This window comes from Streptomyces sp. NPDC091412 (assembly GCF_044756885.1).
Lineage (GTDB): Bacteria > Actinomycetota > Actinomycetes > Streptomycetales > Streptomycetaceae > Streptomyces.
The window spans coordinates 624,414-637,086 of sequence record NZ_JBIVTV010000004.1 but is presented as its reverse complement, the minus strand read 5'-3'; the positions used below and the strand labels follow the sequence as shown (position 1 = coordinate 637,086).

Below are 12,673 nucleotides of genomic sequence, written 5' to 3'. Positions count from 1 at the left end.
CGGAGCGTGGTGCGGGAAGGGGGAGTGGCCCGATCAGGCCACGGAGGGTCACCTGGGGACCCGGTCGGGGTCACTGGGTTCACTCGGGTCCCACCCGTACCACGGGTGTCCGTAAACCTGCTGTCAATGTCATGCGCGCTCTCCCGAAGTCATGCGTGCCCTCTCAGGCGCGCGTGGAGCGAACGGGCCGAGGCGTCGGTGAGGGAGGCGATCTGGTCGACGAGCACGCGCTTGCGCGCACGGTCGTCGGCGGCCTGGTCGAACAGGGCGCGGAACTGGGGGTCGAGGCCGTGGGGGGCGCGGGCGGTCAGTGCCTCGGCCAGCTCGGCCACCACGATCCGCTGGTCGGCGCGCAGCCGCTCCTGCTCGGCGCGCTGCATGACGTACCGGTCGGCGACGGCCTTGAGGACCGCGCACTCCATTCGGGTGGTCCGGGGGACGACGAGCTCCGCGCCGTAGCGCGTGAGACCGCCGCTGCCGTACGCCTGCCGGGTGGCGCCCTCGGCGGCCAGGCAGAAGCGGCCGATGAGCTGGCTGGTGGCGTCCTTCAGGCGGGCCTGGGCGACGGCCGATCCGTCGTATCCGTGCGGCCACCACTCCTGGTCCAGGAGGCGGTCGAGGGCCTCGGCAAGTTCCTCGGGGTCGGTGCCGGCCGGGACGTAGCGGCCGACGGCGACCGCGAACACCTCCTGCCGCTCGGGTTCGGCGTGCAGGCAGCCCGGGTCGATGTGGCCGGCGTGCAGCCCGTCCTCCACGTCGTGCACCGAGTACGCCACGTCGTCCGCCCAGTCCATGACCTGGGCCTCGAAGCAGGTGCGGGTGCCGGGCGCGTCCTTGCGCACCCAGTCGAAGACCGGTCTGTCGTCCTCGTAGACACCGAACTTGGGCGAGGCCGGGTCGGTGGGGTGGGCGCCGCGCGGCCAGGGGTACTTGGTGGCGGCGTCGAGGGCGGCGCGGGTGAGATTGAGGCCGACGCTGACGAGTTCGTCCGTGGCGGCGTCGACGACGAACCGCTTGGGCTCGATGCGGGTGAGCAGGCGCAGGGACTGGGCGTTGCCCTCGAAACCGCCGCAGTCCCGCGCGAACTCGTTCAGCGCCTGTTCGCCGTTGTGCCCGAAGGGCGGGTGGCCCAGGTCGTGGGAGAGGCAGGCCGCCTCCACCAGGTCGGGGTCGCAGCCGAGGGCGGCGCCCAGCTCACGGCCGACCTGGGCGCATTCGAGCGAGTGGGTGAGCCGGGTGCGGGGACTGGCGTCCCAGGCCTGACCGTACTCGCCGGGTGTGACCACCTGGGTCTTTCCGGCCAGCCGTCTGAGGGCCGCGGAGTGCAGTACGCGCGCGCGGTCGCGCTGGAAGGCGGTACGCCCCGGCCGCTTGTCCGGCTCGGCGGCCCACCGCTCGACGGCCGGCGCCTCGTAGCCGGCGGGCGGCACGTGGTTCTCGGGCGGCCGGGGGGTGTGCTCGCGCGGCCGGGCTGCTTCGGATGCGGTCCCTTCCATGATTCGACAGTAAGCGCAGGTACCGACAATCGGGATGTCACCGTCCGTCTCCGGTGCGCGACGGTGTGCGTGTCCCGCCCGCCGGGCCGTGGCGGGCGCGGGCCCCTGCCCGGACTCCGCCGGCTGTTGTCTGCTCTGTCTGCCGTACCCGCCGTAACCGCCGTACCCGCCGTACCCGCCGTACCCGCCGTACCCGCCGTACCCGCCGTACCCGCCGTACCCGCCGTACCCGCCGTCACGAGAATGGGGGCAGGGGCGGGTGAACCGGGGTGGCGTGCGCCGCGTCCTTGCTGATCGAGGGCCGTGGGGCCGCCTGGGGAGGGGACTGACCGATGCGCCTGACGCATACGCCGCGCCTGCCGCGCCGACCGTCGTGGACACGTCCGCGCCTGCCGCGCACCCGTGCCGGGCGGCGGCTGCTGGTGCGGGCGGTGATGGCCGGGTGCGTGCTGGCCCTGCTCCCTGCGACCTGGATGTACGTCGTGGCCGGCGACCGGCTGCGCACCACGGCGGACGCGCCGCGCACCGACGTGGCCGTGGTCTTCGGCGCGGGCCTGTGGGACGGGGAGCCGTCGCCGTACCTGGCGCACCGGCTGGACGCGGCGGCGAAGCTGTACCACGAGGGCCGGGTCAAGGTCCTCCTGGTGACCGGCGACAACAGCCGCGAGGACTACGACGAGCCGGACGCGATGCGCACGTACCTGACCAAGCGGGGCGTGCCCGGTGTCCGGATCGTGAGCGACTACGCCGGCTTCGACACCTGGAGCTCCTGCGTCCGCGCGAAGAAGATCTTCGGCGTGGACCGGGCGGTCCTGGTCACCCAGGGGTTCCACGTCCGGCGGGCGGTCGCCCTGTGCGACGCGGCGGGCATCGACTCCTACGGTGTCGGCGTCGACGCCAAGCACGACGTCACCTGGTACTACGGCGGCACCCGCGAGGTGTTCGCGGCCGGCAAGGCGGCCCTGGAGGCGGTGTTCCAGCCCGACCCGAAGTTCCTGGGCCGCACGGAGCACGGGGTGGCCAGGGCCCTGGCCGACGCCGGGTAGGGCCCGCCGCAGGGCGGGCTAACGCGGCAGGGCGGGGCGGACGCCGCAGGGCAGGGCGGACGCCGCAGGGCCGAGCGCGTGTCGGCCGGCGGTGAACCGGCCGGCGCCGAGACGGACTTCCCGCACGCCATGCTCGTGCCCACGGCAGGCGGTCTTCGCACCCGGAAGGCCGCCGACCCGGCCCCCGGCCGCGACGCCGCCCGTCAGACCCGGTGCCGCGCGTGCCGCGTTCGCCAGTCCCCGCCCTCGATGCGCACGCCCTCGGTGCGCAGTTGGCGGGTGACGGACGGTCCGGCGACGTAGACCCAGGCGCGTACGGTCGCTCCGTCGGTCTCGCGGACCACCTCGCGCTCGATGCGTTCGTAGAGGCTGCGCGGGTCGCCGGCCACGTATCCCTCCAGCCGGTCCAGGGCGGTGAGCACCTCGCCGTACTCGTCCGGCCGGGCGGCGACGAGGTCGCCCCGCACCAGCCCGCCGGGTTCCTCCACGGCGTAGGGATAGCCGGGCCCGTCGTAGAGCACCACGCCGGACAGCCGGGCGGGCTCCTCGGAGCGGGTGCGGCCGCGCAGGAACAGGCCGTGGTTGCCCTCGCCGGGGCGCAGGGTGCCGTAGACGAAGAACGGAAGCGGTGCGGGCGGCGGCGTCGGAGCAGTCGAAGTCGTCACGGAAACGATTCTCTCCCCCCACACACCCATCCTGTGGACGCTATGGACATGACATGTCATGAGCACTTAAATCTTCTGTCAACGCCAGCGCAACCCCCAAGCGCCCGCTGGGCGCCCGCGCTCAAGGAGACCGATGAGTCGGACACGGCACATCCGAGCTTCCCGCCTTGCCACGGCCGGTGTGGCCGCCACCACCGCCACCCTGCTGGCCGCCGCCCTCTCCCCCGCCGCGCACGCGGAGGGCAGACCCGACCGGGCCGCCGCGATCCACAACGCCGCGTCGGCGCTCGTGAACCACTCCACCGCCCTGGGCCTCACCTCAGCCGAGGCCACCACCGTACGGGACGTGATCGTCGACAAGGACGGCGCGCAGCACGTCCGCTACGACCGCACGTACCACCAACTGCCCGTGCTGGGAGGTGACTTCATCGTCCATCTAGCTGCGGACGGCAGCTACCGCGGCGCCAACCGGGCCTCGAAGGGCACGGTCTCCCTCGCGAGCACCACGCCCGGGCTCCCCGCCCCGAAGGCGGCCGACCTCGCGGTGAACGCGCTGCGCGCGGAGAACCAGGACACGAAGCTGCAACAGGTCAAGGCCAAGCCGGAGTTGATCGTCGACGCCCTGCACGGCGCCCCGCGCCTGGCCTGGCGCACCAACGCGGTCGGGCTGGACTCGCTCGGCAACCCGGTGGCCCGTACGGTGCTGACCGACGCCCGCACGGGCGCGCAGATCGACGCCTGGGACAGCGTCGAGACGGCGACGGGCGACGGCCAGTCGCTCTACAGCGGAACGGTGCCCCTGGAGACCACGCTCTCGGGCTCGACGTACCAGCTCAAGGACCCGACGCGGGGCAACACGTACACGGGCGACGCGGAGAACAAGACCGACCTGTGCATCTTCGGCATCTGCTTCCAGCGCGCCCCCGCCACGCTGTTCACGGACGCCGACAACCACTGGGGCACGGGCACGACCGCGGACCGCGCGACGGCGGCGGTCGACGCGCAGTACGGCACCAACGAGACCTGGGACTACTACAAGAACGTCCACGGCCGCAACGGCATCGCGGGCGACGGCAAGGGCTCGTACAACCGCGTCCACTACGGCAGCAACTACAACAACGCCTTCTGGGACGACAGTTGCTTCTGCATGACGTACGGCGACGGTGACGGCACCACGTTCGGCCCGCTGGTCGCCCTCGACGTGGCCGGCCACGAGATGAGCCACGGCGTGACGTCGAAGACGGCGGCACTGACGTACTCGGGCGAGTCCGGCGGTCTGAACGAGGCCACCTCGGACATCCTGGGCACGCTGGTGGAGTGGTACGCCGACAACCCCTCGGACCCCGGGGACTACCTGATCGGCGAGAAGATCGTCCGCTCCGGCTTCGGCAAGTCGGCCCTGCGCTACATGGACAAGCCGTCCAAGGACGGCAGTTCGGCCGACTGCTGGAGCAGTTCGGTGGGCAACCTCGACGTCCACTACTCCTCCGGCGTCGCCAACCACTTCGCCTACCTGCTCGCCGAGGGCAGCGGCGTCAGGACCGTCAACGGCGTCGCCTACGACTCCCCCACCTGCAACAACTCCTCGGTGACGGGCATCGGCCGCGACAAGCTCGGCAAGATCTGGTACCGGGCCCTGACGGTCTACATGACGTCCTCCACGAAGTACGCGGGCGCGAGGACGGCGACCCTGAACGCCGCCAAGGACCTCTACGGCGCCGGCAGCACGGAGTACAACGCGGTGGCAGCGGCCTGGAGCGCGACCAACGTGAACTGACCGCCCCGTCCCCAAGCACTACGGCCGCCCTCGCCTTCCCGGCCGGGGCGGCCGCAGTACGCCCGGCTCCACCGGACAACCGCCTGAACGGCCTTCCGGCCGGCCGTGTGAGTGTCTTCAGCGCCGGTGACTCGGGAACGTCCCTGTGGATCACCGTCACACGGGAACAAGAGGAAGAGCTTCTGGTCCGGTTGAACGCGCTGAAAATTCCGTCGACCGCGCTTGCCGTCCGACGACGTGAACGCTGAGGCACCTCCGGGCAGCACGTCAATGGCGGACCTTGCCATGCAGGTCCGGCAACGGGTCAGGCCCTGGTGATGTTCCTGCCCGGCATCGGCTCCGCGAGTGCCGTGCGCCATTCGGGTGCGCCGAAGGCGTCCGCGAAGTACTGCGTCTCGTGCACCACTTGTCCGTGGGCGAACTCCATGATGCTCACCGAGTAGGTGGGCACCCCGTCGTAGGTGATGACACACTCGCTCACCCACAGAGCCCCGCCGCCGGTGATCCGCTGGACGGTGAAGTGCCGACTGGCGGGGTGCCCGCCGCGTTGCGCCGAGATCGTCGCGCGGCCCCGGAACCGTTCACCCGACTGGGGGTAGTCGAGGATCGCGTCCGCGGCGTAGATGGCGTGCTCGGCTTCGGTGTCCCCACGTTCCGACGCCAGCCAGTGTTCCTCGATCGCGGCCCTGGTCCAGATGTCAGGAGCCATCGCATCGTCCCTTCCTCGGGCGGCCGGAGCGAACCGGGTACCCGGGAACGCTTCGAGGCGTACTCCCAGGGCGCTCGGCCGTCGAACGTCATGGGCAACGGTGGCAGCGTAGACCGCCCGACGCGGCGACTCGGGGACCCTGCGCGTGGCGCTGGGAGCCAGGGGTCACGACGCCCGTGGTCGGCACCCGTTCACCCCCACGCGCCGCGCCCTTCCGGGTGGTCTCCGACATGCCGTCAGGAGATCGGCCCTGACCTGCGGAAACGTTGACCGCGGGGCGGTCCGGGGCGGGTGGTCCGGCCACCCGTTCGCCGTATTTCTGACGGACCTTCAGCAAGCGGGAGCGGCGCCGGGCCACTTACCTCGTCAGGGCAGGGGCACGGCCGACGGCGGCACACCCGGGTGTCGCGGGCCGCGGCCCCACCGCAGAGCCCGGAGGAGCACCGATGCGACGTATCGCCCGCCGGCCGGCCAGGGCCATGGCCGGGGCCGTGCTCACCGCGGCCGCCGTGGGCGGTCTGGCCGCGCCCGCGTACGCCGCGGCCGGTGGCCGCCTGGAGGTGAATCCGTACGCGGTCCAGCCGGGCGGTCAGGTCACGGTGAACACCACGGGGTGCGGCAAGAAGGCGTCCGCGGCGGGTGACGCCAGCGCGGTCGGCGCGGGTCCCTTCATGCTGGCGCCCAGCACGCGCGAGGGCGAGGCGGTCGGGCGGTTCCGGGTTCCGGACAGCGCGCAGCCGGGGACGTACGAGATCGTCGCGCAGTGCGCCGAGGGCGACCAGGAGGTCAGGGGCGACCTGGTCGTCACGCTGATGGCCGCGCAGGAGCAGGTGGAACCCCGGGGAAGCATGAAGACAGGGGTCGGCGGCGCGCAGGACCGCGACCCCGTGAAGACCGCGGCCGGTGTGGCGGCTCTCGCCGTCGCCGCCGCGGGCGGTACCTGGCTCCTGCATCGCCGGGCGAGAGGCGACGGGATCTGACGGACACCCTCCGCTGTCCGTCCGCCGGTACCGCATACCCCCGCCCCCTTCCGGGTGCGACGCCCCTCGCGGCCCGGAGGGGGGTGCGGGGCACCGAGTCCGGGAGGGGTCCTGAGGGGCCGAAAGGGGGGCCGGAAGGAATCCCGCGGGGTTCCGAGAGGGGTCGTCCGTATGCGCATAGGCAACACCGCGATAGCGACCGTCACCGTGGTCGCCTTCTGCTCCGGCGCCTGGCTGCTGCACAGCGGCGCCGAGTCGCAGGCCCCGCCCCAGCCCGGTGCGGCGGAGGGCGTGCTCGACCCCGGTGAGGAAGCCCGCGCCGCCCCCGCGCTGCCGCCGTCCCCGCCCCTGCGCATCCGCATCCCCTCCATCCGGATCGACGCCCCCCTGACCGGCCTCGCCCTGACGAAGTCCGGCAGCCTCGAAGCCCCTCCCGCCGACAACAAGAACCTGGCCGGCTGGTACGAGGCCGGCACCACCCCCGGCGAGCGGGGCACCGCGATCGTCGCCGGCCATGTCGACAACGCCCGGGGACCGGCCGTCTTCTACAACCTCGGCGCCCTGAAGAAGGGCAGCACCATCGAGGTGGACCGCCGGGACGGCGGGGTCGCCGTCTTCACCGTGGACGCCATCGAGGTCTACGAGACCAAGGACTTCCCCGACGAGAAGGTCTACGGCGCCGCCAAGCGCCCGGAACTGCGCGTCATCACCTGCGGCGGCGGCTACTCGAGGACCACCGGCTACCAGGGCAACGTGGTCGTCTTCGCCCACCTGACCGGCAACCGCTGAACCCGGCACCAGGCGCCGACCAGACCCTAGGCCACCCACTGCTGGTAGGCCATGTTCGCCACCAGCGCGAACACCACCGTCAGCAGCACGATCCGGACAAAGCCGCTGCCCTTCTTCAGCGCGGTGTGCGCGCCCAGGGCGCCGCCCCCCAGGTTGAACACCGCCAGGACGGCCGCCAGTTGCCACAGGATCGCGCCCTGCCAGGCGAAGGTGGCCAGGGCGCCCGCGTTGGTGCAGCAGTTGACGATCTTGGCGGTGGCGGAGGCGGTCACCAGGTCCAGGTGGAGTACGGCGGTCAGCGCCAGGACGAGGAACGTGCCGGTGCCGGGGCCGATGAGGCCGTCGTAGAAGCCGATGCCGAGGCCCGCGAGGCCGATCGCCGCGAGGATCCGGCGGCGGGTGGCCGGGCCGGGCGCCGGGGCGGTGCCGAACGAGGGACGCAGGATCACGAAGGTTCCCACCCCGAGCAGCACCACCATGATCACCGGCTTGAGCACCTCGGTGCTCATCCCGGCCGCGAAGAACGCCCCGGCGGAAGAGCCGGCGAGCGCGGCCAGCCCGATGCGGACGGCGGTGCGGACGTCCACGGGGGCCCGGCGGACGTAGGTCACGGCCGCGCCGGTGGTGCCGACGATGGCGACCGCCTTGTTGGTGCCGAGCGCGGCCGCGGCCGAGGTGCCGCCGGGCAGTCCCAGCAGCAGCGCCGGCAGCAGCAGGAGTCCGCCCCCGCCGACCACGGCGTCGATCCACCCGGCCGCGAACGCGGCGAGGCACAGGAGGACGACCACGGTCAGCGATATGTCGGGCATGATCGCGACCCTAGGCAGGGATCCGTGCCCGGTCCACGTATCTGAGGGACTTTTGAGGTCCGAGGGGCATGTGAGGTGCGGCCGGGTCAGTCCTTCAGGGCGCTTCAGCCCCTCGGGACGCCTCAGTCCTTCAGGACGCCCCAGTACCTCAGGACGTCCCAGTCCCTCAGGACGCCTCAGCCCTTCAGCGCGCCGTACGACACCCCGGTGAGCCGCTCGGACGCCTCCCAGAGCAGCCGGCCGCCCCTGTCGTCGAGGGTCCAGGGCGCCCGCCAGGACGGGGCCGGGGCACCGCGCCACAGGGCGAAGGACGGGCCGTGGAAGGAGTCGGGACGCACTCCGGGTGCGGTGGCCGCGTACAGCGTGGGCAGGGCGCCCGCCTCGGCCCGCTGGGCGAGGACCCGGTTGCCGGCCTCCATGAGCCGTTCGGCCGTCCGGCGGCCCTCCGCCCGGGGTCCCGCGGTCTGGAGGTTGGTGGCGGCGTAGCCGGGGTGGGCGGCGGCCGCGACCACGTCGGACCCGGTGGCCGCGAGCCTGCGCGCCAACTCGTGCGTGAAGAGCAGGTTCGCGGTCTTGGAACGGGCGTAGGCGATCCAACGCCGGTAGCGGCGCTCGCTGTTGAGGTCGTGCAGATCGACGTTGGCCAGCACGTGCATCATGCTGGAGACGGTCACGACGCGGGCGCCCGGCGTGTCGAGGAGCCTGGGCAGCAGCAGCCCGGTGAGGGCGAAGTGCCCCAGGTGGTTGACCCCGAACTGGGTCTCGAACCCGTCCGCCGTCGTCCCGTACGGCGGCGCCATCACCCCGGCGTTGTCGACGAGCAGATCGAGCCGCTCGTACGGGTACGCGTCCGCGAACTCCCTTACGGATAACAGGTCTCCGAGATCCAGTCGCGCGAACTCGATCTCTGCGCCCGGCACTTCACGCGTCAGCCGATCGGCCGCCGCACTCCCCCGCGCCTCGCTCCGGCACGCCAGCACCACCCGGGCGCCCCTGCGCGCCAGTTCCCGCGCGGTGACGAGACCGAGCCCGCTGTTGGCCCCGGTGACGACGGCCGTACGGCGGCTCTGGTCAGGTATGTCGTGCGTGTTCCAGCCCGGCATGGACGGCTCCCTGGTGACGGTGGGACGGCGGACACCTGAGAGCCAACGTAGGAGAGGGGTGGCACCCCCGCACGGGGTGCAAGACCAATCGCCTGAACAGGGGATTCGGGGTCTGCCGTCCCTCACAGGGCACTCTCAGGGGCACATCGCTCAGCGCGGCCTCCACCATGTCGGCAGTCCGGTCTTCCTCCGCCTCCCACAAATGCGTGTGGACGTTCAGCGTGATCGACGGCTCAGAGGTTGTCTCACGTGGCACGTTTCGCGAGCTTCTTGTAGCAGGTCAGGGCGGCGGCCATGGCCAGGCCTCGGCTCTGCCAGTCGTTGCGGACCATGTACGGGATCTTGAGACCACGAGCAGCCCATGGCAAGCTCGTGCCGCATGATCGCTGAATTCGCGAAAGGCAACCTGCACGGGAGACTGCGGCGGGACCGCAAGGCGCTGCTCTGGAAACTCGACGGCTTGTCCGAATACGACGCCCGCCGGCCTTTGACAGCGACCGGGACCAACCTCCTCGGCCTGGTCAAACACGTGGCCAGCGTCGAGGCCAGGTACTTCGGCGAGGTCTTCGACCGCCCTTCCCCGGAACCGCTGCCCCGGTGGCAGGACTCCAACGGCAGCGATCTGTGGGCGACCGAGGACGAGACCCACGATCAGATCATCGGGTTCTACCGGCGCACGTGGGAACACTCGGACGCCACGATCAACGAGCTTCCCCTCGACGCCCCCGGCCACGTGCCGTGGTGGCCGGAGCCTTATGCCGACACGAACCTGTTCGCCGTCATGGTCCATGTCCTCGGCGAGTCCATCCGGCATGCCGGGCACGCCGATATCCTGCGCGAGGGCCTCGACGGCCGGACCGGGTTGCGCGCCGAACACGAGAAGCAGATCGACGAGGAAGCCCGTGCAGCCTACTGCGCGAAGATCGAGCAGGCCGCCAGGTCGGCCGCACCAATCAAGGCATAGAGGTTGTCTCACGTGACTTGATGTTCGTGCAGCATGATGCCGGTCGTGGGTGCTGATCTGTCGAAGCGTCTGGTTCCTGATGAACTCTGGGAGCTGGCCGCCCCGTTGCTGCCGTCGTTCGCTGCTCGTCCGCAAGGTGGTGGGACCGCTCCGTGTGACGAGCGGGCCGTGTTCACGGCAGTGGAGTACATGCTGACCAGTGGCTGTGCCTGGCGGCATCTGCCGCCGACGTTCGGCACGTCGCCCGCCACCGCGCATCGCCGCTTCACGGTATGGACCGAGGCCGGCCTGTGGCGTCGGCTGCACCGGGCGGTGCTGGACGAACTCGGGGCCCGGGGCGAGGTGGACTGGACCTCGGCGATCGTCGACGCGGCCTCCGTTCGCGCCAAAAGGAGGGATCGCTGACCGGGCCGAACCCGGTCGATCGCGGCAAGCCGCGTCCTCGTACGGCGAGATCGCGCTTACCGCACATCCGACATAAAGCCCACTCGCTGCCCCGAGTCGCCCCCATGTGTTCGAGTGTGAACAGATGCGCAAAACCTTGACTATGTCCTGGCCGAGGTCGTCGCCGACCTGAAGGCGACCTCCTGGGTCCGCGAGGGCCGCCCGTTACAGCCGCACGAAGCTCACCATGAGCACAGCCAGGGACAGCAGCAGCATGCCCAGGCAGTTGACCCAGAACGCGGAGTTCAAGGCTCGCGCGCGAATGTGGGATGCGGCGGCCGCCAGGAAGTAGACAACGATCGCAGCAGTGGTCGTCATGGCGACGCCGGGCACCCAGAGCCCGACGATGAGCCCCACTACGGAGGCCGCCTTGAGGGTGATCAGCGCCCACCACCAGTCGCGCGGGAACCGTACGCCGTCCAGGCAGTCGACGATGAATCTCGGTGGACGGAGCATCATTGCGGCGTCGCTCGCCTGTATCCCGAGCAGGATCAGGATTGGCCAGACGGGAGACGGGAGTTCAGAGAGGGTCATCGGTCATCCTCTTCGTGTGCGGTGACGAATTCGGCGGTGCGCCGGATCCCGGTTGCCGTCTGCTGCCGGTCGGTGGATCCCGCGGCAAGCAGCATCAGCTCCCCCAGGTAGCTGGTGAACATCACCTGCGCACCGTGCCGGGCGCGGGGGTTGGGTATTCCCGCCTTCACCATCGCGGCGGTGAGATTGTCCTCGGTCAGCGTGCGCAGCGCGCCGAGGGCCGCGTTCTCGGGTTGACCTCGGGCCAGGGTCCGGAAGTACGAGCGCGCGAGTTCGTCGTTCTCGGCGAACAAATCGAGGAACGGGTCGAAGTAATGGGCCAGGTAGTCGACTGCGGAGACTGCGGACTCCGCCGCCGGTGGCGCGGGGATGCGGGCGGCGATGGCTTGGTCGTAGACAAGGCTCAACAGAGACTCCTTGTCCCCCACTGCCATGACGGCACCCACGGAAACACCCGCCTCCGCCGCGATCTGCCGCACCGTTGTGCCCTGGAAGCCACGCTCCTGGAAGAGTCTTTCGGCGGCTTCGATGATGTGGGTGGTGGTCCTCCGTTTTCGTTCGGCGCGAGTTGCCTGAACGCGTTCAGTGAACATGTTCAGAAGGTAGTCGGCGCGGCTGCACCGAGGCAATAGTGTCGGTCTGCACGGTTTCAGAACTCGGCACGCCGGGCCGGGGAGGGCACGGGGGCACGCACGCGGAGTGACACCACAGGGCGATGCCGACGTCCTGAATCTGAACAGGGCTCAATGTCTCGCAGGACGACGAGCGTGGGCAGCGCGCGGTACATGCCAGGCAGGCGTCTCCTCGATCAAGACGACGCTGATCGTGTGGATGCGCGTGGCGCAGGCCCAGTCCTGCCCATCACGGGTGCAGTGGAGGCAGCTTCCGGCGCTTCCGGCCGCCGCGGCCGTTTCGGAGGATGTCGCGGTCGCGCACCACCAGAATGAAGCCAGTAATGCTGAATGCTGCACAACAGGCAGCCAGGATGAAGCCGAGGGGCTGGCGACTTCCGGCCAAGGAGCCGGCTGCGTGAAACAACTGCCCCAGTCCGATCGCTATGGCGCCCCAGCCCGCACGGGTGCCCGCGCGCCGGTGGTGCTGCCGCCCGACGAACCACACGCCAAACGCCATGCAGATGACACTACCGACGCTGATGATCACCGCATCGAACATCCTCACCTCCGCGGGAAGCGTACCGATCGCGGGGCGACGAGGACCCGATGAGATGACAGCAACGTTGACGGCAACGACGACACGGGAGGGCACAACGAGGGCACACGGCTTCGCGCGAGTTCAACGGCAACCAACGCCACCAAACGCCGTTTTGCCTGCTCAGCGAATTGGCTTGGCAGGCTCC

Annotated in this window: 15 protein-coding genes; 6 read left to right on the top strand and 9 right to left on the bottom strand. The window is 70.8% G+C overall.

The window, feature by feature from the left end:
- Positions 1-149: 149 nt before the first annotated feature.
- Positions 150-1,496: a deoxyguanosinetriphosphate triphosphohydrolase gene (locus ACIQMV_RS14105; RefSeq protein WP_402592831.1), complete on the bottom strand. Its 1,347-nt coding sequence runs from the start codon at positions 1,494-1,496 to the stop codon at positions 150-152.
- Between the two features lie 332 nt (positions 1,497-1,828).
- Here ACIQMV_RS14105 and ACIQMV_RS14100 point away from each other — a divergent pair, with 332 nt between their 5' ends.
- Positions 1,829-2,542: a vancomycin high temperature exclusion protein gene (locus ACIQMV_RS14100; RefSeq protein ID WP_141361151.1), complete on the top strand. Its 714-nt coding sequence runs from the start codon at positions 1,829-1,831 to the stop codon at positions 2,540-2,542.
- A 203-nt stretch (positions 2,543-2,745) separates the two neighbouring features.
- Here the strand turns inward: ACIQMV_RS14100 and ACIQMV_RS14095 are convergent, their stop codons facing one another.
- A complete protein-coding gene (locus tag ACIQMV_RS14095; RefSeq protein WP_253266187.1) occupies positions 2,746-3,207 on the bottom strand; it encodes a gamma-glutamylcyclotransferase family protein in 462 nt (153 codons plus the stop codon).
- Between the two features lie 133 nt (positions 3,208-3,340).
- Here ACIQMV_RS14095 and ACIQMV_RS14090 point away from each other — a divergent pair, with 133 nt between their 5' ends.
- The gene (locus tag ACIQMV_RS14090; RefSeq protein WP_402592830.1) at positions 3,341-4,984 is read left to right on the top strand and encodes a M4 family metallopeptidase; all 1,644 of its coding nucleotides are present in this window, start codon (positions 3,341-3,343) and stop codon (positions 4,982-4,984) included.
- Positions 4,985-5,288: 304 nt separating this feature from the next.
- Here the strand turns inward: ACIQMV_RS14090 and ACIQMV_RS14085 are convergent, their stop codons facing one another.
- On the bottom strand, positions 5,289-5,693 hold the full coding sequence (locus tag ACIQMV_RS14085; protein WP_402592829.1) for a nuclear transport factor 2 family protein: 405 nt from the start codon (positions 5,691-5,693) through the stop codon (positions 5,289-5,291).
- A 446-nt stretch (positions 5,694-6,139) separates the two neighbouring features.
- Between ACIQMV_RS14085 and ACIQMV_RS14080 the strand changes: the two genes are divergently transcribed.
- Positions 6,140-6,673 (top strand): hypothetical protein, encoded by a 534-nt coding sequence (locus ACIQMV_RS14080; protein WP_373996195.1) that lies wholly within the window; start codon positions 6,140-6,142, stop codon positions 6,671-6,673.
- Positions 6,674-6,844: 171 nt separating this feature from the next.
- A complete protein-coding gene (locus ACIQMV_RS14075; RefSeq protein ID WP_402592828.1) occupies positions 6,845-7,462 on the top strand; it encodes a class F sortase in 618 nt (205 codons plus the stop codon).
- Positions 7,463-7,488: 26 nt separating this feature from the next.
- Here ACIQMV_RS14075 and ACIQMV_RS14070 read toward each other — a convergent pair whose 3' ends face one another.
- From ACIQMV_RS14070 to ACIQMV_RS14060, 3 genes are all read right to left on the bottom strand, one after another.
- On the bottom strand, positions 7,489-8,271 hold the full coding sequence (locus tag ACIQMV_RS14070; RefSeq protein WP_141361138.1) for a TSUP family transporter: 783 nt from the start codon (positions 8,269-8,271) through the stop codon (positions 7,489-7,491).
- A 176-nt stretch (positions 8,272-8,447) separates the two neighbouring features.
- Positions 8,448-9,374, bottom strand: coding sequence for an oxidoreductase (locus ACIQMV_RS14065; protein ID WP_402592827.1), 927 nt, complete (start codon positions 9,372-9,374; stop codon positions 8,448-8,450).
- Positions 9,375-9,619: 245 nt separating this feature from the next.
- Positions 9,620-9,742, bottom strand: coding sequence for a hypothetical protein (locus ACIQMV_RS14060; protein ID WP_402592826.1), 123 nt, complete (start codon positions 9,740-9,742; stop codon positions 9,620-9,622).
- A gap of 11 nt (positions 9,743-9,753) precedes the next feature.
- On the opposite strand from ACIQMV_RS14060, the gene ACIQMV_RS14055 reads away from it, so the two are divergent.
- Together ACIQMV_RS14055 and ACIQMV_RS14050 are read left to right on the top strand one after the other, a co-directional pair.
- Positions 9,754-10,338, top strand: coding sequence for a DinB family protein (locus ACIQMV_RS14055; RefSeq protein WP_402592916.1), 585 nt, complete (start codon positions 9,754-9,756; stop codon positions 10,336-10,338).
- Positions 10,339-10,383: 45 nt separating this feature from the next.
- Positions 10,384-10,743: a transposase gene (locus ACIQMV_RS14050; protein WP_402592825.1), complete on the top strand. Its 360-nt coding sequence runs from the start codon at positions 10,384-10,386 to the stop codon at positions 10,741-10,743.
- Between the two features lie 204 nt (positions 10,744-10,947).
- On the opposite strand, the gene ACIQMV_RS14045 is transcribed toward ACIQMV_RS14050, so the two are convergent.
- From ACIQMV_RS14045 to ACIQMV_RS14035, 3 genes are all read right to left on the bottom strand, one after another.
- Complete coding sequence (locus ACIQMV_RS14045; RefSeq protein ID WP_402592824.1) at positions 10,948-11,316, bottom strand: DoxX family protein; 369 nt, start codon at positions 11,314-11,316, stop codon at positions 10,948-10,950.
- The gene (locus tag ACIQMV_RS14040; RefSeq protein WP_402592823.1) at positions 11,313-11,909 is read right to left on the bottom strand and encodes a TetR/AcrR family transcriptional regulator; all 597 of its coding nucleotides are present in this window, start codon (positions 11,907-11,909) and stop codon (positions 11,313-11,315) included. Before ACIQMV_RS14040 ends, ACIQMV_RS14045 begins: the two co-directional genes overlap by 4 nt.
- Positions 11,910-12,177: 268 nt before the next feature.
- On the bottom strand, positions 12,178-12,489 hold the full coding sequence (locus tag ACIQMV_RS14035; protein WP_402592822.1) for a hypothetical protein: 312 nt from the start codon (positions 12,487-12,489) through the stop codon (positions 12,178-12,180).
- Between the last annotated feature and the right edge of the window lie 184 nt (positions 12,490-12,673).

Bases quoted from the DNA above. Each gene is read 5' to 3' on its own strand.
- ACIQMV_RS14070 (WP_141361138.1), bottom strand. From the start codon at position 8,271: ATGCCCGACATATCGCTGACCGTGGTCGTCCTCCTGTGCCTCGCCGCG.
- ACIQMV_RS14040 (WP_402592823.1), bottom strand. From the start codon at position 11,909: ATGTTCACTGAACGCGTTCAGGCAACTCGCGCCGAACGAAAACGGAGG.
- ACIQMV_RS14080 (WP_373996195.1), top strand. From the start codon at position 6,140: ATGCGACGTATCGCCCGCCGGCCGGCCAGGGCCATGGCCGGGGCCGTG.
- ACIQMV_RS14085 (WP_402592829.1), bottom strand. From the start codon at position 5,693: ATGGCTCCTGACATCTGGACCAGGGCCGCGATCGAGGAACACTGGCTG.
- ACIQMV_RS14075 (WP_402592828.1), top strand. From the start codon at position 6,845: ATGCGCATAGGCAACACCGCGATAGCGACCGTCACCGTGGTCGCCTTC.
- ACIQMV_RS14090 (WP_402592830.1), top strand. From the start codon at position 3,341: ATGAGTCGGACACGGCACATCCGAGCTTCCCGCCTTGCCACGGCCGGT.
- ACIQMV_RS14065 (WP_402592827.1), bottom strand. From the start codon at position 9,374: ATGCCGGGCTGGAACACGCACGACATACCTGACCAGAGCCGCCGTACG.
- ACIQMV_RS14045 (WP_402592824.1), bottom strand. From the start codon at position 11,316: ATGACCCTCTCTGAACTCCCGTCTCCCGTCTGGCCAATCCTGATCCTG.
- ACIQMV_RS14055 (WP_402592916.1), top strand. From the start codon at position 9,754: ATGATCGCTGAATTCGCGAAAGGCAACCTGCACGGGAGACTGCGGCGG.
- ACIQMV_RS14100 (WP_141361151.1), top strand. From the start codon at position 1,829: ATGCGCCTGACGCATACGCCGCGCCTGCCGCGCCGACCGTCGTGGACA.
- ACIQMV_RS14105 (WP_402592831.1), bottom strand. From the start codon at position 1,496: ATGGAAGGGACCGCATCCGAAGCAGCCCGGCCGCGCGAGCACACCCCC.
- ACIQMV_RS14035 (WP_402592822.1), bottom strand. From the start codon at position 12,489: ATGTTCGATGCGGTGATCATCAGCGTCGGTAGTGTCATCTGCATGGCG.